The organism is Streptomyces sp. NPDC018263 (genome assembly GCF_055562575.1).
Window position 1 is genome coordinate 129457 of record NZ_JBVHFA010000011.1, and the last position, 25036, is coordinate 154492.

The 25036-nt window shown below is 72.4% G+C and carries 16 protein-coding genes and 1 pseudogene; 3 read left to right on the plus strand and 14 right to left on the minus strand.

The genetic code is table 11. The annotated features are described in order from the left end of the window. Positions 1-2: 2 nt before the first annotated feature. From ACZ3HQ_RS28710 to uvrC, 13 genes and pseudogenes are all read right to left on the minus strand, one after another. Positions 3-4841 carry a DUF3320 domain-containing protein gene (locus ACZ3HQ_RS28710; RefSeq protein WP_467515333.1) on the minus strand — a complete coding sequence of 1613 codons (4839 nt, stop codon included), beginning with the start codon at positions 4839-4841 and terminating at the stop codon, positions 3-5. Between the two features lie 240 nt (positions 4842-5081). Beyond that, a pseudogene (gene pgi, locus ACZ3HQ_RS28715) lies at positions 5082-6727 on the minus strand (glucose-6-phosphate isomerase). An 83-nt stretch (positions 6728-6810) separates the two neighbouring features. Beyond that, entirely contained in the window at positions 6811-8079 is a 1269-nt protein-coding gene (locus tag ACZ3HQ_RS28720) for an MFS transporter (protein WP_467515335.1), read from the minus strand. A 122-nt stretch (positions 8080-8201) separates the two neighbouring features. Next, positions 8202-8537: an RNA polymerase-binding protein RbpA gene (locus tag ACZ3HQ_RS28725; RefSeq protein WP_003957010.1), complete on the minus strand. Its 336-nt coding sequence runs from the start codon at positions 8535-8537 to the stop codon at positions 8202-8204. 251 nt (positions 8538-8788) lie between these two features. Beyond that, positions 8789-9025, minus strand: coding sequence for a preprotein translocase subunit SecG (gene secG / locus ACZ3HQ_RS28730; RefSeq protein WP_030809737.1), 237 nt, complete (start codon positions 9023-9025; stop codon positions 8789-8791). 122 nt (positions 9026-9147) lie between these two features. After that, on the minus strand, positions 9148-9924 hold the full coding sequence (gene tpiA / locus ACZ3HQ_RS28735; RefSeq protein WP_467515337.1) for a triose-phosphate isomerase: 777 nt from the start codon (positions 9922-9924) through the stop codon (positions 9148-9150). 6 nt (positions 9925-9930) lie between these two features. Then, positions 9931-11142: a phosphoglycerate kinase gene (locus tag ACZ3HQ_RS28740; RefSeq protein ID WP_467515338.1), complete on the minus strand. Its 1212-nt coding sequence runs from the start codon at positions 11140-11142 to the stop codon at positions 9931-9933. A gap of 144 nt (positions 11143-11286) precedes the next feature. Next, positions 11287-12297 (minus strand): type I glyceraldehyde-3-phosphate dehydrogenase, encoded by a 1011-nt coding sequence (gene gap / locus ACZ3HQ_RS28745; protein WP_031182819.1) that lies wholly within the window; start codon positions 12295-12297, stop codon positions 11287-11289. Positions 12298-12594: 297 nt separating this feature from the next. Further along, positions 12595-15573: a M14 family metallopeptidase gene (locus tag ACZ3HQ_RS28750; protein WP_467515341.1), complete on the minus strand. Its 2979-nt coding sequence runs from the start codon at positions 15571-15573 to the stop codon at positions 12595-12597. A 180-nt stretch (positions 15574-15753) separates the two neighbouring features. After that, positions 15754-16743 (minus strand): DNA-binding protein WhiA, encoded by a 990-nt coding sequence (gene whiA, locus ACZ3HQ_RS28755; protein ID WP_030809753.1) that lies wholly within the window; start codon positions 16741-16743, stop codon positions 15754-15756. After that, on the minus strand, positions 16734-17828 hold the full coding sequence (locus ACZ3HQ_RS28760) for a gluconeogenesis factor YvcK family protein (RefSeq protein WP_467515343.1): 1095 nt from the start codon (positions 17826-17828) through the stop codon (positions 16734-16736). The genes whiA and ACZ3HQ_RS28760 overlap by 10 nt, the downstream gene beginning before the upstream one ends. Next, the gene (gene rapZ, locus ACZ3HQ_RS28765; protein ID WP_467515345.1) at positions 17825-18826 is read right to left on the minus strand and encodes an RNase adapter RapZ; all 1002 of its coding nucleotides are present in this window, start codon (positions 18824-18826) and stop codon (positions 17825-17827) included. Before rapZ ends, ACZ3HQ_RS28760 begins: the two co-directional genes overlap by 4 nt. Further along, complete coding sequence (uvrC, locus tag ACZ3HQ_RS28770) at positions 18823-20922, minus strand: excinuclease ABC subunit UvrC (protein WP_467515347.1); 2100 nt, start codon at positions 20920-20922, stop codon at positions 18823-18825. Before uvrC ends, rapZ begins: the two co-directional genes overlap by 4 nt. Before the next feature lie 315 nt (positions 20923-21237). Here uvrC and ACZ3HQ_RS28775 point away from each other — a divergent pair, with 315 nt between their 5' ends. Next, positions 21238-22185 carry a hypothetical protein gene (locus ACZ3HQ_RS28775; protein WP_467515349.1) on the plus strand — a complete coding sequence of 316 codons (948 nt, stop codon included), beginning with the start codon at positions 21238-21240 and terminating at the stop codon, positions 22183-22185. A 34-nt stretch (positions 22186-22219) separates the two neighbouring features. Here the strand turns inward: ACZ3HQ_RS28775 and ACZ3HQ_RS28780 are convergent, their stop codons facing one another. Next, the gene (locus ACZ3HQ_RS28780; RefSeq protein WP_467515351.1) at positions 22220-22645 is read right to left on the minus strand and encodes a Rieske (2Fe-2S) protein; all 426 of its coding nucleotides are present in this window, start codon (positions 22643-22645) and stop codon (positions 22220-22222) included. Positions 22646-22942: 297 nt separating this feature from the next. Here ACZ3HQ_RS28780 and ACZ3HQ_RS28785 point away from each other — a divergent pair, with 297 nt between their 5' ends. Both ACZ3HQ_RS28785 and ACZ3HQ_RS28790 read left to right on the plus strand, forming a co-directional pair. Beyond that, on the plus strand, positions 22943-24028 hold the full coding sequence (locus tag ACZ3HQ_RS28785; protein ID WP_467515353.1) for a LacI family DNA-binding transcriptional regulator: 1086 nt from the start codon (positions 22943-22945) through the stop codon (positions 24026-24028). Continuing rightward, the gene (locus ACZ3HQ_RS28790) at positions 24025-24936 is read left to right on the plus strand and encodes a carbohydrate kinase family protein (RefSeq protein WP_467515356.1); all 912 of its coding nucleotides are present in this window, start codon (positions 24025-24027) and stop codon (positions 24934-24936) included. The genes ACZ3HQ_RS28785 and ACZ3HQ_RS28790 overlap by 4 nt, the downstream gene beginning before the upstream one ends. Positions 24937-25036 lie beyond the last annotated feature (100 nt).

Sequence of the window (25036 nt, forward strand, 5' to 3'; positions counted from 1 at the left end):
TGTCAGCGGGCGGCGCTCACCTGCTCCGGGCCGCCCTGGAGCCGTCCGGCGCCGCGGAGTTCGGCGATGTCGGCGGCGAGCCGGTCCCGGATGTCCTTGCCGGTGCGCCGCCAGCCGAAGAACTCGCAGGTCTGCTTGATGAGTTCGTCCTCGGTCATACCGGGGCACTCGGCGGCCAGTTCGTACAGGGCCACGTGGCGCTCGACGGGCGCGATGTGCGTGACCTTGCGGGGTGTGTCTCCCTCGCGGGGGTGACGGGCCTTCAGCGGGCCGGGGTCCGCGAGCGTGTAGAAGCCGTCGTCCGAGGCGATCTTCCGGGAGCGCACCAGGGCGTCGGCGACCGCGCGGACGTTGTCCCGGATACGGCTGCCCGCCCGGCCGACGCCCCAGGCTTCCCGCGCCCGCTGCACCAACAGCTCCTCGTGCACCGGGCCTTCGGCCTCGACGATCCGGGCCAGCACCTCGCGCAGCGCGGGCCGCGCCTCGGCGGTGTGCAGTTCGTGGCGCGGGGCGACGGTGACGACACCGGGGGCGTACGGCGCGCTCCACTCGCGCCCGGTGCCGAGGTCGACGGGGACGCGCTCCAGCGGGATCTCGACGGGCTGGGTGCGCTGCTCGGGCACCGCCGCGACGGGCGCCGGACCGGTCACCGTGGTCAACGGGCCGCCGGCGACGGCCTGTTCGACGGCCTCGCGCAGCCGGCGCTCCGCCGCGGCCCGGCCCCGGTACCAGTCGGTGCCCCAGATGCGGTGCAGCCGCCAGCCGAGCCCGACCAGCACCTGCTCGCGCAGCCGGTCCCGGTCGCGGGCGGCCCTGGAGGAGTGGTACATCGCGCCGTCGCACTCGATGCCGAGCGCGTACGCGCCGGGCAGCTCGGGGTGGCGTACGCCCAGGTCGATGCGGTACCCGGCGACGCCGACCTGCGGCTGGACCCGGTAGCCCCAGCCGCGCAGCACGGCGAGGACGGACTCCTCGAAGGGGCTGTCGGGTTCGGCGTCGGACTGGACCACGTCTCGGGCGAGGACTGCGGGGCCGTTCTCGGCGTACTCCAGGTAGCGCTTGAGGTACTGCACGCTCTCGTTCGGGCTGTCGGCCAGGCTCGTGCCCCGGAAGGAGGAGACGACCTCCATGCGGAAGCGGGCGCGGGTGACCGCCACGTTGAGGCGCCGCCAGCCGCCGTTCTTGTTGATCGGGCCGAAGTTGAGGCCGAGGCGGCCGTGTTCGTCGGGGCCGTAGCCGATCGACATGATCATCACATCGCGCTCGTCGCCCTGCACCGACTCCAGGTTCTTCACGAAGAACCCGTCGAGCCGGTCCTCGGTGAAGCAGTGGTCGAGGTCGGGCCGGGCGAGCCGGGCCTGCTGCACGGCCAGGTCGATCGCGGACGCCTGCGCCTGCGACAGCGCGACGACACCGAGGGTCCTGCCGGGCCGGGTGTCGAAGTGGTGCAGCACCCGCCGGGCCACGAACTCGGCCTCGGCCCGGTTGTCCCGGCGCCCGCCCCGGTCGTAGACACCGTCGGCAGCCAGGAAGGCCACGCCCACGTCCTCGCCCTCGGCCACCGCGCCGGGGAAGGTGATCATCGAGTTGGCGTAGAACTCACGGTTGCTGAAGGTGATCAGGTTCTCGTGGCGGCTGCGGTAGTGCCAGCGCAGGGGCAGCTCGCGCATCGCGCCCGCCTTGCAGGCGTGCAGCAGGGACTCGAAGGAGTCGGGCAGGTCCTCGGCGTACTCGTCGGAGTCGTCGTCCACCGCGGAGTCGAAGAACGAGGTCGGCGGCAACTGCTTGTCGTCACCGGCGACGATCAGGGTGCGGCCCCGGTAGATGCAGTTCACGGCGTCGCTGGGCCGCACCTGGGACGCCTCGTCGAACACCACCACGTCGAAGTGGAAGTCGGGCGGCAGGAACTGGCTGACGGTCAGCGGGCTCATCATGAAGCAGGGCTTGACCGCCTGGACGACCTCGCGGGTGCGGCCCAGCAGTTCGCGCACCGGCATGTGCCGGGTCTTCTTCTCGGCCTCGCGGACGATGACGGCGCCGCCGCCCCCGGCGAAGTTGCGCGGGCGCCGCTTGTTGCACGCCTCCGTCACCGCGCCGCCCGCCGCGGCGACCAGCCGCAGGTCGGCGGCGCGGAAGTCGGCCACGCGGGTGTCCAGGTCCTCGGCACGGGTGCTGCGCAGCCGGGGGTCGGTGGCGAGCAGGTCGTCCGCCCAGGCGCGCAGCACCGCCTGCTCGGCCACCTCGGGCAGCCGCTCCGGGTCGAGCCCGCGCTCGGCGGCGCCGGTGACCAGCGTGTCGGCGCCGTGCCGGGCGAGCACGGCGACCCCGCCGACGTGGGTGTGCCAGACCTCGGGGCCCTGCGGGTCGTTCAGCAGGGCGTCGACGGCCTGCCCGGCCTGGTCGAGGGGGCCGAGCAGGGCGGGCGAGAGCTGGGTGCGGCGGGCCGCGTCGAACTGGTCCAGCAGTTCGGTGACGGCCGCGTTCCAGCGGGCGGCGCGGGCGGTGGCGACGGCGCACCAGGCGGCCAGGGCGCCCTGGATCTGGTCCGCGAGCAGGCTGGGCAGCGGGTCGGGGTCGGCGTCGGCGGCGAGGCGGTCGGCCAGCAGGGCGGGCCGCTCGGCCGGGGCGCCGAGCACCGCGACACGGTCGGCGGTGGCGAGGGCGCGGTCGGTGCCGGCGCAGGCCGGGAGGGTGCGCGGGGTGTACGGGCCGAGGAGTTGCCGGTGGGTCTCGGTGAGCCGGGCGACCTCGGCGGCGGCCCGGTGCCAGGCGAGGGCGTGGTCCAGCCGGGCGAGGAGGGACTTGTCCCAGGTGCCGGTGCGGGTGAGGCCGGTGAGCTTGAGCCGGTCGGCCTTGTACTGCGCGGAGAAGCGGGCCATCAGCCCCTTGTGCTGCTCCCCGAACCGGGCGACCAGATCCGGGAGTCCGGGCTCCGCGAGCACCTGCTCACCGAACACCTCGGCGGCGGCCGCGCGGGCCCGCTCCTCGGCGTCGAGGGCGGTGCGCAGCTCGGCGGCGGCGGTGTGCGCGCGGCGCAGTGTCCCGGCGTCGAACCAGTCGCGCGGCGGACGGTGTCCGGCGGTGGTGAGCGCGGCCAGCTCGCACAGGGCGAACGCGGCCTCGGGCCGGTCCGGCTTGGGCATGCCGAAGAGGTCGGCGAGCTGGGCGGTCTGCGCGGTGATGTCGTCGGGCAGCGCGCCGTCGGCCGGTGCCGTGCCGCCGGGCAGCCCGGCGGCGAGGGTGCGGACGAGCTGCTGGAGCTCGCGGACCGTGCGGGGCTCGTCCACGGTGACCGCGAAGGGACGGCGTCCGGCGGCGGTGACCAGGGCGCCGAGCGCGTCGGCGGCCTCGTCCACGGCCTGGTGCGGGGCGGTGCCGGTCAGACCGCGCCAGGCGAAGGCGTCCCCCTCGGCGGCCGGGCGCCAGGCACGGGCGACGGTTCCGGCGGCGGCCAGCAGCTCCTGGAGTGCGGCGGCGCTCAGGGTGCGGGCGGCCTTGGCGTTGCGCGCGCCGAGCGGGAGCTGCGGGGTCTCCGCCTGCTCCAGCAGCACCAGCCGGCCCAGTACGTCGTGCAGGGTGCGGCCGAGGGGCTCGCGGGTCTCGTTCATCGCGGCCGCGTAGCCGGACAGCTCCTCGCGCAGGGCGCGGGCGCGCTCCAGCTCGTGGGCGGCGGCGCCGGTGACGCGGGCCTCGGTGGTCAGCACCCGCGCGAGTTCGGTGGCCACCGCCTTCTTGCTGGTGTCGCCGCTGTGCAGCGCCATCACGAAGTCGCCGAGGCCGACCGCGCCCAGCCGGTTGCGCACGACGTCCAGGGCGGCGGCCTTCTCGCTGACGAACAGCACGCTGCGGCCGGCGTGCATGAGCGCGGCGATCAGGTTGGTGATGGTCTGGCTCTTGCCGGTGCCGGGCGGCCCGCTCATCACGAAGGACCGCCCCTCCAGCGCGGCCGCCACGCACTGCCGCTGGGAGGCGTCGGCGTCGAGGACGAGCGGGGTCCGCTCGGGGAGCTGGACCTCGTCGATGCGGTCCAGGCCGGGCGGCTCGAAGTCGACCAGGTCGGCGGGGAGCCCGGCGTCGGGACCCAGGGCGACGGCGCGGACCAGCGGGTGGGCGAGGATCTGCTCCTCGTTCTGCTGGAGGTCCTGGTACATCGCCTCGCGGTGGGAGGCGAACAGCCCGAGGACCGCCCGCTCCTTCACCGCCCAGCCCTCCTGCCGGGCGGTGACCTTCCGGGCGGCGGCGAGCACGGCACCCAGGTCGGCGGCGTCGGTGCCGGTGACGGGCGACCAGTCGACGCCGAGCCGGTCCGCCTTCACGGCGAGCGCCGGGTTGTGGATGCGCTCCTGCCCCTCGGCCGGGTGGAGCCGGTACTGGCGGTTGCCGTCCCGGCGCAGCTCCACGGGGACGAGGAGCAGCGGCGCGGCGCTGCTCTCCTGCGCGCCGGGCTCGCGCCAGTCGAGCATGCCGATGCCGAGCCAGAGCACCCAGAGGCCGTAGTCGTTGAACATCTGGCCGGACTTCTGGCGGAGTTGGTACAGCGAACTGTCCAGCGCGGCCTGGGTGGTCTTCTGGGTGACCAGTCCGGGCCGGGAGCGCCGCGCGGTGCCGGAGTCACCGGCCTTGGCCGGCTCCACCCCGGCCTCCCGCTCGGTGACGGCGGCGAACTCCCAGCCCTTGGCCAGCTCCGCGAGGAGGGCGGCCGGGTCCGGTGCGGTGATCTCCAGGGTGGCGGTCCTGGTGTGCCGGAAGTTCAGCAGCCGGTTGCGGCCGCCCATGTCCAGCAGAGAGTTCCGCCATCCGTCGAGCACGGCCTTCAACAGGGTGTGCGGCTGATGGGCCATGTGGTGGGTACCTCCCGGAGCTGCGCAGGGGTGACCACCCTCTCCGGCCCCCCTGGAGGTATCTCCCTATCAGGTGCGTTCCGCCGCCACACCGAAGATCGACAACTCGATATGGATCTGTTGTGAAACTCCGGGGGAACTCTTGCGCGGCCGGGGCGGTTCCCCTTGACCGGCGCCACCGGAACCCTTCCGCCGGCGGGCGCGGCGGCCCGGACCGGCCGCGCCCGCCTCACCGGCCGGTCAGCCGCCCATCGTCCGGTACTCGGCGACCAGGGCCCGCGTCGACGGGTCGAGGCCGGGCACCTCGGCGCCTTCGGTGAGGGCGGGTTCGATGCGCTTGGCCAGGACCTTGCCCAGCTCGACGCCCCACTGGTCGAAGGAGTCGATGTTCCAGACCGCGCCCTGCACGAACACCTTGTGCTCATAGAGCGCGATGAGCTGGCCGAGCACGGACGGGGTCAGCTCCGGTGCCAGGATGGTCGTCGTCGGCCGGTTCCCCTGGAAGGTCTTGTGCGGGACCAGTTCCTCCGGCACCCCCTCCTCCCGGACCTCCGAGGCGGTCTTGCCGAAGGCGAGGGCCTGGGTCTGCGCGAAGAAGTTGGCCATCAACAGGTCGTGCTGGGCCTTGAGTTCCTCGCTCAGCTCGTCCACCGGACGCGCGAACCCGATGAAGTCCGCCGGGATCAGCTTCGTACCCTGATGGATCAACTGGTAGTACGCGTGCTGCCCGTTGGTACCCGGCGTACCCCACACCACCGGCCCGGTCTGCCACTCCACCGGCGTGCCGTCCCTCTGCACGGACTTGCCGTTGGACTCCATGTCCAACTGCTGCAAATACGCCGTGAACTTCGACAGATAGTGGCTGTACGGCAGCACCGCGTGCGACTGCGCGTCGAAGAAGTTCCCGTACCAGATGCCCAACAGGCCCAGCAGCAGCGGCGCGTTCTCCTCCGCCGGAGCCGTACGGAAGTGCTCGTCCACGGTGTGGAAACCGTCCAGCAGCTCCCGGAACCGCTCCGGACCGATCGCGATCATCAGCGACAGCCCGATCGCCGAGTCGAAGGAGTACCGGCCCCCGACCCAGTCCCAGAACTCGAACATGTTGTCGACGTCGATGCCGAACCCGGTGACCTTCTCCGCGTTCGTCGACAACGCCACGAAATGCTTCGCCACGGCCTTGTCGTCACCCAGCGCGTCCAGCAGCCACGTACGGGCCGAGGTCGCGTTCGTGATCGTCTCGATCGTCGTGAACGTCTTCGACGCCACGATGAACAACGTCTCCGCCGGGTCCAGATCCCGCACGGCCTCGTGCAGATCCGCACCGTCCACGTTCGACACGAACCGCACCGTGGGCCACGCTCGGTGAAGGGACGCAGCGCCTCGAACGCCATCGCCGGACCCAGGTCGGAGCCGCCGATACCGATGTTGACGACGTTCTTGATCCGCTTGCCGGTGTGACCCGTCCACTCACCCGAGCGGACCCGGTCGGCGAAGCCGCTCATCTTGTCCAGCACCGCGTGCACGGCCGGGACCACGTTCTCCCCGTCGACCTCGATCACCGCGTCCCGCGGCGCGCGCAGCGCCGTGTGCAGCACCGCACGGTCCTCGGTCGTGTTGATCCGCTCCCCACGGAACATCGCGTCCCGCTGCCCGAACACATCGGTGGCGACGGCCAGTTCGCGCAGCAACCGCAACGCCTCGGCGTCCACGAGCTGCTTGCTGTAGTCGATGTAGAGGTCCCCGACCTGGACCGTGTACGTCCGCCCGCGCTCCGGGTCGGCGTCGAACAGCTCCCGCAGGCTCGTCCCGCCGAATCCCTCGCGGTGCTCCTTCAGAGCGGCCCACTCGGGCGTCCGGTTCAGTGCCGTACGGCCTTGTGCGTTCATCTCCGGCTTCCGCCTTCCTTGCTGCGCCTGTCGCCTGTCGCCTGTCCTGCCCCGTGTGCCCACTGCGGGACCAACCTAATTGATCACACCGAGGCCGGGCCGGTGGTGACACCGCCCCGCTCCTCGTCCTTCGATACGTCCGCGGAGCGCGCCGGTATCAGTGTGAGGACCGCCGCCGCGAAGAGGGCGGCCGCGAGGAGGGCGGGGGTGTTGAGGCCGAGGGAGGCCGCGGCGACGCCGCCCAGGAGGGCGCCGAGCGGGGCACCGGCGGTCGAGGCGGTACGGAAGGCGGCCGAGATACGGCCGGTCATGGCGCCGGGGGCGCGCTGCTGCATCAGCGTCACCTGGTTGACGTTCCACACCATGCCCATCGCGCCGAGCAGCAGCATTCCGGCGACCAGCGCGGCCGGCTCGCGCACCGCGCCCAGCAGGAGCAGCGCGCCGGTCTGCACGGTGCCGCCCAGCAGCAGGGCCCGTACCCGGCCGAGGCGGCCCGCCAGGCGCTGGGCCAGGAAGCCGCCGGCGATACTGCCGGCCGAGTAGGCGGTCATCGCGGCCGCGTATCCGGCGTTGCCCGCGTGCAGCCAGCCGGTGACATGCAGGACGAGGGTGGCGATCAGGGCGCCCATGCCGATGTTGCACAGCAGGGTGGCCCCGCAGACGGCCCGGAGTACGCGGTCCCGCCAGAGGGCCCGCAGTCCCTCCGCTATGTCGGCGCGCAGGGTGGCGCCCCGCGGGCGCGGTGCACGCGTGGGCGTCCCGATGTGCAGGGAGGCCACGAGGGCGGCGGCCAGGAGGTAGGTGACGGCGTCGGCCGCGTAGGGCAGGAACGCCCCGGCTGTCAGCAGCAGCGGCACCAGAGGCCCGCCCAGCAGGCCCCCGGCGAGCTGCTGACCCGTCATCAGGCGGGCGTTGGCGCTGCCCAGGGACTCCCGCCGGACCACTGAGGGCAGCAGGGCGGTGGCCGCGTTGTCGAACAGGGTCTGGAGTGCGGTGAGGGAGAAGGCGAGCGTGATCAGCAGCGGGATCGAGGCGTGTCCCAGAGCCACCGCGAGGGCGAACGCGGCGACGAGCAGCCCGCGTCCCACGTCCACGGCCCACATCGCACGCCGTTGGTCCACCCGGTCGGCCACGGCGCCGCCCAGCAGCCCGAACAGCAGCCAGGGAACATAGCCGCAGGCGGTCACGGCGGCGACGGCGAGCGGATCGTCGGTCAGCCGCACGGCGAGCAGGGGCAGCGCGGCCGTGCGCAGCGCGTCGCCGAAGCGGGAGAGCACGGCGGCGCTCCACAGCCGCCCGAATCCGCCGCGCCATGCGGGCGTTGCCGCTTCCGCCACCTGAGCCGTCGTCATGCCCTTCCCCCTGAGTCGCAGTTACCTCCTCACAGTAGGAGGCACCACTGACAACGGGGTCCGGCCCGGGGACGGGACAGCTCCGGCCGGGCACCCTCTCGGGTCCCGGCCGGTGTCAACTCCTAGATCTCGCCCCGCAGTTTGGCGAGCGCCTCGGCGAGGATCGCCTCGCCGTCCGCGTCGCTGCGCCGCTCGCGCACATAGGCGAGGTGCGTCTTGTAGGGCTCGGTGCGCGGCGGGTCCGGCGGGTTGTCCCGGTCCTGACCGGCCGGGAAGCCGCAGCGCGGGCAGTCCCAAGTGTCGGGGACCTGCGCGTCGCTGGCGAAGCTCGGCTGGGTCTCGTGCCCGTTGGAGCACCAGAAGGAGATGCGCAGACGCGGAGCGGACTCGCCGCGCTCGGCCTCGCCCATCGGCCCCGCACCGACCCGGCTGCCCCGGATCGCGTTGCCACTTGCCACGGTCGTAACTCCCTGCGTGATGGTGCCGCGAAGCAGGTCGGCCTATCGCTTCGCCGCGAGCGCCTCAGTCTACGTAAGGCCCAACGCGCGTCCAGTGATGGGAGGTAACGCCCCGACCCAGACGCAAGCCCCATGATAGGCCGCGCTCGTGAGCGCGTACCGAACATGGGGCCTTACGTGTGGAATCTATGCACTTGTGGGATGTGCGGGGCATCGCGGCTGTACGCGCGGCCCCCGCCTCGGCGGTTCGGTCAGCCGCTCGACTTCATGAGCAAGCCGAGCACGATGATCGAGGCGAACCAGAGCACGGCGATCACGACCGTGATGCGGTCGAGGTTGCGCTCGGCGACCGAGGAGCCGCCCACGGAGGACTGCATGCCACCACCGAACATGTCGGAGAGGCCGCCGCCCTTCCCCTTGTGCATCAGCACCAGCAGCATCAGCAGCAGGCTGAAGACGATCAGGGCGATCGAGAACCCCAAAACCACGGCTGGACCAACTTCCTCGGATTCGGACGGACGGATTGAGCTGGACGACGGGGGCACGGCACGATGGCCATGCCCCCGCAAGAGTACGACGTATCGCCGCTACCGCCTACTCGCGGACGGGATCACTGATCGCGGAACCGCACGATCTTGACGAACTCGTCGGTGTCCAGCGACGCGCCGCCCACCAGGGCGCCGTCGATGTCCGGCTTGGCCATGATCTCGGCGACGTTGCCGGACTTCACGGAGCCGCCGTACTGGATGCGGATCTTGTCGGCGACGTCCCTCGAGTACAGCTCGGCGAGCTTGCCCCGAATCGCGCCGCAGACCTCCTGGGCGTCGTCGGAGCCGCAGACCTTGCCGGTGCCGATGGCCCACACGGGCTCGTAGGCGATCACGACGTTCTCGGCCTGCTCGGCCGGGACGTCCTTCAGGCCGCCCTCGACCTGGGCGAGGGTGTGGTCGACGTGGTTGCCGGCCTCGCGGACGTCCAGCTCCTCGCCGACGCACAGGATCGGGGTCAGACCGTTCTGGAAGGCCGCCTTGACCTTGGCGTTGACCACGTCGTCGGTCTCGTGGTGGTACTGGCGGCGCTCGGAGTGGCCGGCCAGCACGTAGGAGCACTTCAGCTTGGCGAGCATCGGGCCGGAGATCTCGCCGGTGTAGGCACCGGACTCGTGCTGCGAGACGTCCTGGGCACCGTACTTGATCTTGAGCTTGTCGCCGTCGACCAGGGTCTGCACGGAGCGCAGGTCGGTGAAGGGCGGCAGGACGGCGACCTCGACGGCCTCGTAGTCCTTGTCGGCCAGGGCGAAGGCGAGCTTCTGGACGTGCGCGATGGCCTCGAGGTGGTTGAGGTTCATCTTCCAGTTGCCCGCCATGATCGGCGTGCGAGTGGTCATGCGGGGTCAGTCCTCCAGTGCGGCGAGGCCGGGGAGCGTCTTGCCCTCGAGGTACTCGAGGGAGGCGCCGCCGCCGGTCGAGATGTGGCCGAATGCGTTCTCGTCGAAACCGAGCGTACGCACCGCGGCGGCCGAGTCGCCGCCGCCGACGACGCTGAAGCCGTCGGAGTCGGCGAGCGCCTGGGCGACCGCCTTGGTGCCCTCGGCGTAGTCGGGGTGCTCGAAGACGCCCATCGGACCGTTCCAGAAGACGGTCTTGGCGTCACCGAGCTTCGAGGCGTACAGCTCGCGGGTCTTCGGGCCGATGTCCAGGCCCTCCTGGTCGGCGGGGATCTTGTCCGCGTCGACCACGGTGTGCTGCGAGGGAGCCTTGGTCTTCAGGTCCGGGAACTCCGGGGAGACCAGGACGTCGACGGGCAGGACCAGCTCGACGCCGTTCTTCTCGGCGCGCTCCATGTACTCCTTGACGGCCGGGATCTGGTCCTCCTGGAGGAGGGAGATGCCGACCTCGTGGCCCTGCGCCTTGAGGAAGGTGTAGGCCATGCCGCCGCCGATGAGCAGGCGGTCGGCCTTGCCGAGCAGTTCGTCGATGACGGCGAGCTTGTCGGAGACCTTGGCGCCGCCGAGCACGACGACGTAGGGGCGCTCGACGTCGTCGGTGAGCTTCTTCAGGACGCCGACCTCGCGCGCGATCAGGTAGCCGGCGTAGTGCGGCAGCCGGGCCGGGAGGTCGTAGACGGAGGCGTGCTTGCGGTGCACGGCGCCGAAGCCGTCGCCCACGTACACGTCGGCGAGGGCGGCGAGCTGGTCGGCGAACTCACCGCGCTCGGTGTCGTCCTTGGAGGTCTCGCCGGGGTTGAAGCGGAGGTTCTCGATGACCGCGACCTGGCCGGGCTCCAGGCCGTCGACGGCCGCGTGGGCGGCGGGGCCGACGGTGTCCTCGGCGAAGGCGACCGGCGTGCCGAGGAGTTCGGCGAGCCGCTCGGCGACGGGCAGCAGCGAGAAGGCCGGGTCCGGGGCGCCCTTGGGACGGCCCAGGTGGGAGGCGACGACCACCTCGGCGCCCGCGTCGGCGAGGGCCTTGATGGTGGGCACGACGGCACGGATGCGGCCGTCGTCGGTGATGGTCCCCTCGGCCAGCGGCACATTGAGGTCGGCGCGGACGAAGACCCGCTTGCCGCTCACGCCGTCGGCGAGAAGTTCGTCGATCGTCTTCATTGAGTGGACTCCTGGAGAGGGCTCGTGATGCCCCTGATCGTAAGAGGGCGTGGTCCGTGCGTGAGACAGGGCCCGGACAGCGCGGCCGTGCGCTGCCCGGGCCCTGCTCTCACTTCAAGGTCCTGCTGGGTCCGATCCGGCGGATCAGAGCTGCTCGCCGACGAAGACCGTCAGGTCCACGAGGCGGTTGGAGTAGCCCCACTCGTTGTCGTACCAGCCGAGGATCTTCACCGTGTTGCCGTCCTGGACCATGGTCAGGGACGAGTCGAAGGTGCAGGAGGCCGGGTCGCCGACGATGTCGGAGGACACGATCTCGTCCTCGGTGTAGGACAGGAAGCCCTTGAGCGAACCGTCCTCGGACGCCTTCTTGAACGCGGCGTTGACCTCGTCCTTGGTGACCTCGCGCTGGAGCTCCACGACCAGGTCGGTGGCCGAGCCGGTCGGGACCGGGACGCGCATCGCGATGCCGTCGAGCTTGCCCTTGAGCTGCGGCAGGACCAGCGCGGTGGCCTTGGCGGCGCCCGTGGTGGTCGGGATGATGTTCTCGGCGGCGGCGCGGGCGCGGCGCAGGTCCTTGTGCGGGAAGTCCAGGATGCGCTGGTCGTTGGTGTACGCGTGCACCGTGGTCATCAGGCCGCTGACGATGCCGAAGTTCTCGTCCAGCACCTTCGCCATCGGCGCCACACAGTTGGTGGTGCACGAGGCGTTGGAGATGACGTGGTCCTTCGCCGGGTCGTACTTGTCCTGGTTGACGCCCATGACGATGGTGATGTCCTCGTCCTTGGCCGGAGCCGAGATGAGGACCTTCTTGGCGCCGCCGGCCAGGTGCTTGGCGGCGTCGTCGCGCTTGGTGAAGATGCCGGTCGACTCGATGACGATGTCGACGCCCAGCTCGCCCCACGGGATGTCGGCGGGGTTGCGCTCGGAGAGCACCTTGATGGTGTGACCGTCGACCGTGATCGTGTCGTCGGTGTGCGTCACCTCGGCCTTGAGGCGGCCCAGGATGGTGTCGTACTTCAGCAGGTGCGCCGTGGTCGCGGTGTCACCCAGGTCGTTGACAGCCACAACCTCGATGTCCGCACCCTGCTCCAGCAGAGCGCGGAAGTAGTTACGCCCGATGCGGCCGAAGCCGTTGATGCCTACGCGGATCGTCACGAACCGATCTCCTCGTTGGTACGCCGGCTATGCGGTGCCGGCGAGCTGTATTTGGGATGTCCCCGACCAACCACGACCCTACCCCTCTGCGGCCCCTGGGGTGACATCGAGATGGCGCATAAAAGGGCAGGCGTTCCGTACCCGTCAGTAGGGTACGGAACACCTCGGAACGGCGGTGGATTCACTCCTCTTTGTCAGGGAATGACGGGCACCGCCGACGCGCTTTTCACTCGTTCGTGAGCGGGTTGGCTCACCTGATGCGGGGGCTTTCCGCGCACCGTTGAGAGGGGGTCTCGCTCACCTGTCGAGTGCGGCCAGCGCCTTGCGGACGAGAGCGGTCCGTTCGGCCGCCGACGCGACCTGTTCGAGGCCGAATCCGAGCAGCACGGTGTCGTCGGTGGTGACCGCTCCATAGGTCTGGAAGAGGGCGCCGGTGCGGGCCCAGTCCTTCAGCACCGCGGGACTCCCGGCTGGGGGTCCAGAGGCGCGCCAGGGACCGAGGGAGGACTCGAACCCTTCCGTCTCCTTCGCGTTGCCGCCGGTGACGAGCGAGGCGTCGTCCGCGAGCACGCCGTGGCCGCCGGTGCCGGGGTCGGTGATGTAGGAGACGGACAGCTCGATCTGCTTGCCCGCGTACGCGCTCAGATCGAAGTCCACCTTCTGCCAGCCCGACGACCGCCCGGTGAGGCTGTGCCAACGGCCGGTGGTCCCCGTGGCGGTGCACGCGTTGCCCGTGAGCGTCAGGTAGTGCTTCAGCCAGGGGTGCTCCCCGATCAGGAACCCGGCCCCGCACTCGGCGGGCACGGCGTCGGTGGTGGCACCGCCCGCCTCCGGCAGGGTCGTCCAGTCGTCGGCGCCCACGGTGTGGACCTCCACCACCGCGTGGTCGTAGCCGCGCTCGGTGTCCCACAGCAGCCGGGTGCCGAACGCGGGCTTCTCGGCGGCGCCCACCCCGGTGAGGTCGATGGTGCGGGTGAGGCGCTTGTAGGCGTCGTCGGTGTGCACGGCGGCGGCCATGTACGAGCCCGCGTACGGCCCGTACGGGCTGACGGCGCCCGTGAACCGGGCCGCGCCCGCGCTGCGGAACCGGGGGTACGCGGTGGCGGGCAGCTCGTCCGAGGTGACCCCGTAGGCACCGGCCGCGTCGAGCGGGTTGCCCGGTGCGTCGCCGAGCGCCGCGGAGACGCCGTTCAGCGCGCCGGTGCCGGTGACGCCGGTGACGCCCTTGGTCGAGGTCCGGCTGTAGGCGCCCAGGTAGTACTGGCTGAAGTCGTCGGAGAGGTTGCCGCCGCCGAGGTCCACCTCGCCGCCGGCCTGCTCGCCGGCCTCGACCAGCTTGCCGCCCTCGTTGAGGTAGGCGCGCAACTGGAGCTGGGTGGCGTTGCCGGGGCCGTCGGGGCCGGAGTAGTGGACGACGGTGCGGAAGTGGCCGAGGACACCGAGGGCGTCGGGGGTGCCGCGCCGGGCCGTGTCCCACACCAGGGGCCTGCGGCCGGCCGCCTTCAGGGCGTCGGTGTAGGCGCGGGCCTGGGTCGCGGTCGCGCCCTCTTCGGCGACCAGCAGGGTGTCCGCGGTGCCGCGGTCGGCGACGGTGTACGTGAAGTGTCCGCTCGCCGCCTTGCCGCCCGCTCCGGTGAACCACACCTCGACCCGGTCGCCGGCCCGGCCGCCGGGCACCTGGGCGCGGTACTGGTCGAAGTGGAGGTTGTCGTCGCCGCCGTAGGTCTCGCCGCCCTTCCACGGGCGCAGGGCGCGCTCATGGGTCCGGCCGCCGTTGACGCGGTAGACCAGCCGCTTGTTCCGGACCGCCTTGCGGGCGACGACGGAGACCTGCTGGCCCCCGCCGCGCGCGTAGGAGGTGGTGAAGGCGGCCGGGGTGAAGTCGGGGGCGCTCAGGCCGACGGTGGAGACGGGCCGGTCGGGGCGGGCGGCGGTCTCCGCGACGGAGAGTGCGAACGGCACGTTCTTCTCGAACTCCCGCTGGATCAGCGTCTCGTCGTCCGGGAAGGTGAAGACCGACCGGCAGTCGTCGGGGTTCCAGGCGTCGTCCGGGTCGGACTCGGAGGCGGTCGCGCAGGTGGACATCTCGGGGGTGAACATCGCCATGCCGTTGACGTTCGCGGCCTGGCCGTCCGCCTCGCCGTTGGTGGTGTACAGCTCCGAGGAGACCTGGGAACGGTAGCCGGGGATCGCCGGGTTGTCGGGGGTGCCGGCCAGCGCCCGGTAGAGGACGTCGTCGGGCGTGTCGGTGGCGACCTGCCAGCCGACGCCGTAGAGGAGCAGCTCGGCGGCGGAGTGGTAGTTGATGCCGTACGCGAACCGGACGCGCTTCTCCAGCGCGTCCAGCGCCCTGGTCTCCGGCTCGGAGGCCGCGCTCGGGCCGCGGTAGGTCTCGCCGGCGGGGCTGGGGGACGAACCCTCGTCGTCGTAGCCCCACTTGTAGCCGAAGTTGCGGTTGAGGTCGACGCCGTCGCCGGTGCCGATGACGCCGTCGCCGTTGATGTCGCGCAGGTTCTTCCGCCACAGCCGGGTGCTGGAGTCCTTGAAGGTGTGGTCGTAGCCGTCGGGGTTGGCGGACAGTACGAACCACAGCTCGGTGGTGTCCACGAGCTTCCTGATCCGTTTGTCCGACCGGTAGTTGTCCAGGTAGTGGTGCATCAGACGCCGGGTCATCTCCGGGGTGATCCACTCACGGGCGTGCTGGTTGGACAGGTACAGCACGGCGGGCCGCGAGCCGTCCTTCGCGGTCCGGGCGTTCCTGGTGACCTTGAGCGCGAGGATGTCCTGGCCGCGCACGGTACGGCCGATGGACTCGACCTTGGCGAGGCCGGGGTTCTCCCGCGCCGTCCGCAGGATCTCTTCCTTGAGCCCGCCGCTGCCGCTGTACGGGCGGAACACGCCCTGGGCTGCGGCAGCGACGCGCTTGTTCGCGCCGCTCGGCAGCGAGTGCTCGGTGAGGCGGACGCCCTGCTCCTTCAGGCGGTCGGCCTGACGGTCGGTGAGATAGACCTCGACGGCGGTCCGGCCGCGCGGGGCGACCCGCTCCCCCAGTTCATGGGCGTCCTGACCGGCCCTGAGCAGCAGGGGCACCTGGGCGCGGGTCACGTCGGCCCGGAAGACCTTGACCTCGTCGCCGCTGCCGGCGGGCGCGTTCTCCCGCGCCTGGGCGACGGGCGTGAGGCAGGCCGCTCCGGCCAGCAGCGCCCCGACGGCGAGGACCGCCGTGGCGGCGGATCGTGCCGCGGGTCTGACTGTGCGTCGGGCTGCGGGTCTCACTCGGTGTCTCATGAACCCCCCTCGCGATGGTCCGCCACAGCGGCGAACAGGTTGCCAGGCTCATGTCACTGCATGATCGAGTCAAGAGCGCCCCAAGGACACGCGAAACGCCGGTCCCGACCACCCGAACGGGCGGCGGAACCGGCGTCTGTACGTTCTCCCGCCTTGGCGCCTCGGGGATCAGCCCGCGAGGTTGTCCGCCAGCTCCTCGGAGAGGTTGGCCTCGGTGCTCGGGATACCGAGGTCGGAGGCGCGCTTGTCGGCCATCGCCAGCAGTCGGCGGATACGGCCGGCCACCGCGTCCTTGGTCAGCGGCGGGTCGGCCAGCGCGCCCAGCTCCTCCAGGGACGCCTGCTTGTGCTCCATGCGCAGCCGGCCGGCGGCGGCGAGGTGCTCGGGCACCTCCTCGCCCAGGATCTCCAGCGCCCGCTGCACCCGCGCCCCGGCGGCGACGGCGGCCCGCGCCGAGCGGCGCAGGTTGGCGTCGTCGAAGTTGGCGAGCCGGTTGGCGGTCGCGCGGACCTCGCGCCGCATCCGGCGCTCCTCCCAGGCAAGCACCGACTCGTGCGCGCCGAGCCGGGTGAGCAGGGCGCCGATGGCGTCGCCGTCCCGGACGACGACCCGGTCCACGCCCCGCACCTCGCGGGCCTTCGCGGCGATCGACAGCCTGCGGGCGGCGCCGACCAGCGCGAGCGCGGCCTCGGGGCCGGGGCAGGTGACCTCCAGCGAGGAGGACCGGCCGGGCTCGGTGAGCGAACCGTGCGCCAGGAAGGCGCCGCGCCAGGCGGCCTCGGCGTCACAGGTGGCGCCGGAGACGACCTGCGGGGGCAGGCCCCGGATCGGGCGCCCCCGGCCGTCCACGAGGCCGGTCTGCCGGGCCAACTGGTCACCGCCCGCCACGACCCGCACCACATAGCGCGAGCCGCGCCTCAGGCCGCCGGGCGCCATCACGATCAGCTCGGAGCTGTGGCCGAAGATCTCCAGGATGTCCCGCTTGAGGCGCCGGGCCGCCATCGCGGTGTCCAGCTCCGCCTCGATCACAATGCGCCCGCTCACCAGGTGGAGGCCGCCGGCGAACCGCAGAATGGCGGAGACCTCCGCCTTTCTGCAGCAGGTCCGGGTGACGGGGAGCCGGGAGATCTCATCCTTCACCGCTGCCGTCATCGCCATGGGCCGATCCTTCCATGCATCCGAAAAATACGGTCGTACGCGGCGGCCAGCAGCTCCGGATCGTGCCGGGGAGTTCCGTCGGTCCGGGCCACCGGCGCCAGCTCGACCGCGGCTCCCAGCCGCTTGGCGGCCTCGGTGAGCGAATCGCGGTCGGGCACGGCCGCCTCGTCGGCCAGCACCACGTCCAGGGCGAGTTTAGGGGCGTGTCGCCCCAAAACCTCCAAATGACGCTGCGGGGAGAAGCCCTCTGTTTCGCCGGGTTGCGGGGCGAGGTTCAGCGGGAGGACCCGGCGCGCCTTGGTCTGGGTGAGCGCGTCCAGCAGTTCGGGCACCAGCAGGTGCGGGATGACGGAGGAGAACCAGGAGCCCGGCCCGAGCACCACCCAGTCCGCGTCCAGCACCGCCTCGACCGCCTCGGGGACGGCGGGCGGGTCGGAGGGCACCAGGTGCACCGACTGCACCTCGCCCGGTGTCAGCGCGACCGTCGCCTGTCCCCGCACGGTGTCCACGTCGTCCGGGCGCGCCGGGTCGTGTCCCCTGACCAGGGCCTGCAACTCCAGCGGCACCGCCGACATGGGCAGCACCCGGCCGTGCGCGCCGAGCAGCCTGCCGACCAGGTCGAGCGCCTGCACATGGTCGCCGAGCTGCTCCCACAGGGCGACGATGAGCAGGTTGCCGACCGCGTGGTCGTGCAGGTCGCCGTGGGACTGGAAGCGGTGCTGGATGACCCGGGCCCAGGTCTGGCCCCAGTCGTCGTCCCCGCACAGCGCGGCCAGCGCCTTGCGGAGGTCGCCGGGCGGGAGCACGCCCAGCTCGTCGCGGAGCCGGCCGCTGGAGCCGCCGTCGTCGGCCACGGTGACCACGGCGGTGAGGTCACCGGTGATCCGGCGCAGCGCGGCGAGCGAGGCGGACAGGCCCATGCCGCCGCCGAGCGCGACCACCTTGGGCTGGGCGCCGCGTCTGCGGGGCCGCGCGCCCCGCACCTCGACGGGGCGGGACGCGCGCGCCTCGGCGGCCGCACGGCCGAGGCGCCCCTCGGGGACCACGCGGCGCAGGCCGCGCAGCCGGCGTGCACGGTCGGTCATTCGCGTCCCATGTCCCGGTGCACGACCACCGTCTCCACGCCCTCCGCCGCGAGGCGCGCCGCGAGCTTCTCCGACATGGCGACCGAGCGGTGCTTGCCGCCCGTGCAGCCGATGGCGATGGTCACGTACCGCTTGCCCTCGCGGCGGTAGCCGGCCGCGATCAGCCGGAGCAGCTCGGCGTACCGGTCGAGGAACTCCTTGGCGCCGGGCTGGTTGAAGACGTAGGAGGCGACCTCCTCGTTGACCCCGGTGAAGGGGCGCAGCTCCGGGACCCAGTGCGGGTTGGGCAGGAATCGCATGTCCGCGACCAGGTCGGCGTCGACCGGGAGGCCGTACTTGAAGCCGAAGGACATCACGGTGGCCCGCAGCTCGGGCTCCTCCTCGCCCGCGAACTGGGCGTCCATCTTGGCGCGCAGCTCGTGCACGTTGAGGCTGGAGGTGTCGATGACCAGGTCGGCGTCGCCGCGCAGCTCGCGCAGCAGCTCCCGCTCGGCGGCGATGCCGTCCACGATGCGGCCGTCGCCCTGGAGGGGGTGCGGGCGGCGCACCGACTCGAAGCGGCGCACCAGGGCGTCCTCGGAGGACTCCAGGAAGACGATGCGCCGGGTGACGCCCCGGCCGTCGAGGTCCGCGAGGGACTCACGGAGGTTGTCGAAGAAGCGGCGGCCGCGCACGTCCACGACGACCGCGATGCGCGCCACGTTGCCCTGGGAGCGGGCGCCCAGCTCGACCATGGTGGGGATCAGGGCGGGCGGCAGGTTGTCGACGACGAACCAGCCGAGGTCCTCCAGGCACTTCGCGGCCGTCGAGCGGCCGGCTCCGGACATGCCGGAGATGATCACCAGCTCGGGGATGGGCGCGTCGTTGGCCGCTGCCGGCGTGACGTCCTGACTCACCTGTGCTCCGTTGTCCTGTTCCGCCGCCTCGGGCGGGCTGTCGTCCGTCGCCGCGTGTGCGCGGTCCCGCTCGGCCGTGGGCCGTGCCTCGTGCTCGGTCATGTCTCCTGCCCCCGTCGGTCGTCCGGGAGGCCCGCGCTCACGGACTCTCCGGAGGAACCGCCCGTCGTGTCGGGTTCCTCTTCGTCAATGATCTCTCCGGTCGCCGTGTTCACGGCGGGTGCGGCCGGGGCCGAACGGGCGAGTGCCACCGCGATCGTCTCGGCCGTCTTCCGGCCTATGCCGGGTACTTCCTGGATCTGCTCGATGGTGGCGGCGCGCAGCCGCTTGACCGAGCCGAAGTGTTTGATGAGGGCCTGCTTGCGGGTCTCGCCCAGGCCGGGGACCTCGTCCAGCGGGCCGCTGCGCAGCCGCTTGGCGCGCTTGGCCCGCTGGTAGGTGATGGCGAAGCGGTGGGCCTCGTCGCGCACCCGCTGGAGGAGGTAGAGGCCCTCGCTGCTGCGGGGCAGCACCACGGGGTCCTCCTCGCCGGGCACCCAGACCTCCTCCAGGCGCTTGGCGAGACCGCAGACGGCGATGTCGTCGATGCCCAGCTCGTCCAGCGCGCGCCGGGCGGCGGCGACCTGCGGGCGCCCGCCGTCGACGACCACGAGCTGGGGCGGGTAGGCGAACTTCCTCGGGCGGCCGTCGTCGTCCTTGGCGCCGCCGATGATTCCGTCGTCCTCACCGATCAGGGGGATGCCGGCCGGTGTGCCGTTCACCGGGGTGTCCTCGGCGCCCGCCCACTCGCCGGACTTCTCCTTCTCCGCCAGGTAGCGGCGGAAGCGGCGGGTGATCACCTCGTGCATGGAACGGACGTCGTCCTGGCCGGCGAAGCCCTTGATCTGGAAGCGGCGGTACTCGTTCTTGCGCTGGAGGCCGTCCTCGAAGACGACCATGGAGGCCACCACGTCGTCGCCCTGGAGGTGGGAGATGTCGTAGCACTCGATCCGCAGCGGGGCGCTGTCGAGGCCGAGGGCGTCGGCGATCTCCTCCAGCGCGCGGGAGCGGGTGGTGAGGTCGGAGGCGCGCTTGGTCTTGTGCAGCACGAGGGCCTGCTGGGCGTTGCGCTGGACGGTCTCCATCAGCGCCTTCTTGTCGCCGCGCTGCGGGATGCGCAGCGAGACGTTGGCCCCGCGCCGGACGGTCAGCCACTCCTGGACCGGCTCCACCGGTTCGGGCAGCGCCGGGACCAGCACCTCCTTGGGCACGGAGTCCCCGGTCTCCTCGCCGTAGAGCTGCTGGAGGGCGTGTTCGACCAGGGCGCCGGTGGTGATCTCCTCGACCTTGTCGGTGACCCAGCCGCGCTGGCCGCGCACCCGGCCGCCGCGCACGTGGAAGATCTGGACGGCGGCCTCCAGCTCGTCCTCGGCGACGGCGATCAGGTCGGCGTCGGTCGCGTCGGCGAGCACGACCGCGTTCTTCTCCATGGCCTTCTTCAGGGCGCCGACGTCGTCGCGCAGGCGGGCGGCCCGCTCGTACTCCATCTCGTCCGACGCCTCGGCCATCTGCTTCTCCAGGCGGCGGAGGTAGGTGCCGGTGCGGCCCGCCATGAAGTCGCAGAACTCCTCGGCCAGCTCGTAGTGGTCCTCCGGCGAGATCCGGCCGACACAGGGCGCGGAGCACTTGCCGATGTAGCCGAGCAGACAGGGGCGACCGGTGCGCTCGGCGTTCTTGAAGACGCCGGCCGAGCAGGTGCGCACCGGGAAGACGCGCAGCAGCAGGTCGACGGTGTCCCGGATCGCCCACGCGTGTGCGTAAGGGCCGAAGTACCGCACGCCCTTCTTCTTGTGACCGCGCATCACCTGGACGCGGGGGAACTCCTCGTTCATCGTGACGGCGAGGTACGGGTAGCTCTTGTCGTCGCGGTACTTGACGTTGAACCGGGGGTCGTACTCCTTGATCCAGGAGTACTCCAGCTGGAGCGCCTCGACCTCCGTGGACACCACGGTCCACTCCACGGACGCGGCGGTGGTGACCATGGAGCGGGTGCGGGGGTGCAGGTTCGCCAGGTCCTGGAAGTAGTTCGCCAGGCGCTGGCGCAGGCTCTTCGCCTTTCCGACGTAGATCACCCGGCGGTGCTCGTCACGGAACCTGTACACCCCCGGAGAGTCGGGGATCTCGCCCGGCCTGGGGCGGTAGCTGGAGGGGTCGGCCATGACTCACACCCTACTGGCGAGCGAGGACACCGCGCCGGGCCTGTGGACAACGGTCGCGGAGGCGCCGGACCGGCCTGTGGACAACCGGGCCGGCGGAGGCTTCGGGGTGTCACGATCCAGGCCATGACGTGACCCAGGGTGTTGTCGGGGTCTGGTCAACACGCTTCAATGCGGGGGAACTCGGGGCCGCGCACTCGGCGCACGCGAACGGCGTGCCCGCCCGCGAGCGCGCCCCCAGGGGCCCACGGGGTGGCACACGACCCCGCACCGCGGTCTGACCAGCCGTGGTGACACCTCACAGAAAGGCTTCTGTGCATGCCACATGTCACAGAGCACCCGGACCTCGCCTCCGCCGAGCTGGAGACGGCCCTGCGGGGCGGCCCCTTCCATGTGGCGCTGCGCGCCGCGATAGCCGCCCGCGGGCTGCCGCTCCAGCGCGTGCAGCACCATCTGTCGCGCCACGGGGTGAAGGTCGGCGTGACCAGCCTCAGCTACTGGCAGCAGGGCGCCCGCCGCCCCCAGCGCCCGGAGTCGCTGCGCGCCGTGCGCGCCCTGGAGGAGATCCTCAGGCTGCCCGAGGAATCCCTGATCAGGCTGCTCGCCGAGGCACCGGAGACGGCCGACGGCGACCGCCCGGCGCCCCGCTCCTACCGCTCCCTGATCGAGGCGTCCGACATGCTGGACCGCCTCCGGGCGGAGCTGGACTGGGCGCCGGACGGCGGATTGCACACCCTCGGCCACCACGAACGCGTCCGCATCGGGGGACGGCGCGAACTGGCGGCCCGCGAGTCCGAGCACATCGTGCGCGCCCACCGCGACGGCGTGGACCGCTTCGTCGCCGTCCACCACGGCGATCCCGGCTGCCGTCCGGACGGCATGGCCGTGCACGCACTGGAGAACTGCCGCACCGGCCGCGTCCGGCTGGACCGGGAGACCGGCGTCCTGGTGGCCGAACTGCTCTTCGGCACCCGGCTGCGCTCCGGCGACACCTTCCTCTTCCGGTACGGCATCACCGACGGCACCGCCGGGGCCTCGCACGAGTACGTGCACCGCTTCGGCTCACCGGGCGGCCAGTACGCGCTCCAGGTGCGCTTCGACGCGTCCGCGCTCCCCGCCCGCTGCCACCGCTTCACCCAGTTCTCCCCCGCCGCGCCGCGCACGGGACGGCAGGAGCTGGCGGTCGGCGAGCCGCACCGCAGCGTCCACGTGGTGGAGCCGCGGGTCCGGCCGGGGACGGTGGGGATCGCCTGGGACTGGGAGTGAACCGAGGGGCCCCGCGCCGGGCTGACAGCCGGAGTCAGGCGGCCGGGCCCGCGACGATCCGGCCGTCCGCCACCTTCACCGGCAGTTCGCTCAGCGGCTCGGTGGCCGGGGCCTGGACCACCTTGCCGGTGACGGCGTCGAACTCGCTGCCGTGGCAGGGGCAGACCAGGGTGGTACCGCGCAGCTTGTTGATCACGCAGCCGGCGTGCGTGCACACCAGGCTGTACGCCTTCAGGCCACCTTCCGCGTCCCGGCTGACCACCACGTTGTGGTCCCGGTAGAGCTTCGCCGCACCCTTGGCCACCTCGCCCTCGGCCCCGAGGTCGACGGAGGAGGTGACCGCGGACGCGCCCTTGTCGTCCTGCGGAGCGGCACAGGCGGCCAGCCCGAGCCCGGCGACCGGCGCCACGGCGGCTCCTCGGAGGACGGTACGGCGGCTCGCGGACGATCGGGCGGACATCGGTCTCTCCACAGGTCAGGGGATGTGCAGGGCGACCTTATCCGGGCATGGGGGACGGTTTCGGAGCGGGGGCGGGCGCGCGGGCCGCGCGCGACTGTGGGCGTCTCCGGACGAGGGAGCCTTCGCAAGCGCTTGCGCAAGCGTTTACGCAGCGGTGGCCGATGGGATACCTTCCCGCCCGTGGGACCAACGGTGGCCGCCGTGGCCCGCGCCCGCCCGCCGTGCCCCGGCCGGCGGCCGGGACCGCGTCCCGGGATTTCGTAAGGCGTTCCGGGATTTCGTGGGAGGGGAAGCGCGATGTCCACCATGGCCGACGTGGCCCGGAGCGCCGGTGTCTCCGTGGCGACCGTCTCCCACGTGCTCAACGGCACGCGCCCGGTGCTCCCCCGCACCCGGCAGGCCGTGCTGGACGCCGTCGAGGCCCTCGGCTACACGCCCAACTCCCTTGCCCGCTCCCTGGTGACCTCCCGGACCCGCTCCATCGGGCTCGCGGTGTCGGCGATCAGCAACCCGTACTTCACCGAGATCCTCCAGGGCGTGGAGGCGGCCGCGCTGGAGGCGGGCTACAGCCTGCTCATCGCGGACCCGCACGACGACCCCGCGCACGAACTGAAGGCCGTCCGACTGCTGCACGGGCGCCGGGTGGACGGCATGATCGTCGCGCCCTCCGCCGAGCCGGGCGACCTCGTGGCGTACCTCCGGCGCCAGGCCGTGCCGACGGTGCTGCTGGACCGGGTGCTGGGGCCGGCCGGCCCCGGCCAGGGCCCCTTCGACCAGGTCTGCGCCGAGAACTCCGGGCCCATGGCCGGGCTGGTCACCCACCTCGCCTCGCTGGGGCACCGGCGGATCGGCCTCGTCGCCGGGCTGCCGGGGCTCAGCACCACCAGCGAGCGGATCGCGGGGTACCGGCAGGGGCTCGCGGCGGCGGGGCTCGACGCCGACGACGAACTCGTGGTGTCCGGCAGCAGCGAGTCCACGGGTGCCGAGCGGGCCACGGCCGCGCTGCTCTCCCTGCCCGCCGCGCCCACGGCACTGGTCACCGCCAACAACGCGATGACGATCGGCGCCCTGCGCGCACTGCGGGAACGGGGCCTGGGCGTGCCCGGCGACATCGCCCTCGCCTGCTTCGACGACTTCGCCTGGGCCGACCTGTTCACACCCCGGCTCACCGCGATCGCCCAGCCCAGCCGGGAGATGGGCGCCCTGGCCGTCCGGGTGCTGCTGGACCGCCTGGCGGCACCGGACCGGGAGGCGAGGACGGTACGGCTGCCCTGTGCCTTCGTCCACCGCGCATCCTGCGGCTGCCCGGAGCCGCGGCCGGCGGACACCCGGAGCAGCAGCATGGAATCGACCTCGCAGTCCGAGAAGGGAACCACCCCGTGATCGTCGTCGCCGGTGAGGCACTGATCGACCTGGTACCGCAGGGCCGTGGCGCCCTGGCCGGCCTCCGGCCGGCGCTCGGCGGCGGCCCGTACAACACCGCCGTGGCCCTCGGTCGGCTGGGCTCGCCGACCGCCTTCGCCTCCCGCGCCTCGCACGACGCCTTCGGCGAGGCCCTGCTGGACGGGCTGCGGCGGGCCGGGGTGGACGTGTCCGCGGTGCAGCGCGGCCCCGAACCGACCACGCTCGCCGTGGCCACCATCGACTCCGGCGGCTCGGCGGCCTACTCCTTCTACGTCGAGGGCACCGCCGACCGCCTCTTCACCACCCCGGCCGCCCTGCCCGAGGGCACCCGCGCGGTGTCCTTCGGCACCTGCTCGCTCGCCCTGGAGCCGGGGGCGAGCGCCTACGAGGAGCTGATGCGGTCGGCCGCCGCACAGGGCCTGTTCACCGCGCTCGACCCCAACATCCGGGCGGGCCTGATCCCGGACGCGGACGCCTACCGCGAGCGGTTCCGGGGCTGGCTGCCCTCGGTGACGCTGCTGAAGCTGTCCGAGGAGGACGCCCGCTGGCTGGGCGGCACCCCGCGCGAGTGGCTGGCCGCGGGGCCGTCGGCCGTGGTTGTCACGCGGGGCAGCGACGGGCTCACCGTCTTCACCGCCGACGGCTCGGAGCACGAGGTGCCCGGCGAGAAGGTCGACGTCGTGGACACCATCGGCGCCGGGGACACCGTGAACGCGGCCCTGCTGCACGGCCTGTCCACCCTGGACGCGCTGTCCGCGCGGGCGCTCGCCGGGCTGGGGCCGGACACCTGGCGGCGGCTGCTCGGCTTCGCCGCGCGGGCGGCGGCGGTCACCTGCTCACGGGCGGGCGCGGAGCCGCCGTACGCCGACGAACTGGGCGAACTGTGACCGGCTGAAACCTCGAGCGGCGGGGGGGGGGGGGGGGGGGCCCCCCCCCCCCCCCGCCGCCCCGCCCCCCCCCCCCCGGGGGGGGGCGCCCCCCCCCGTA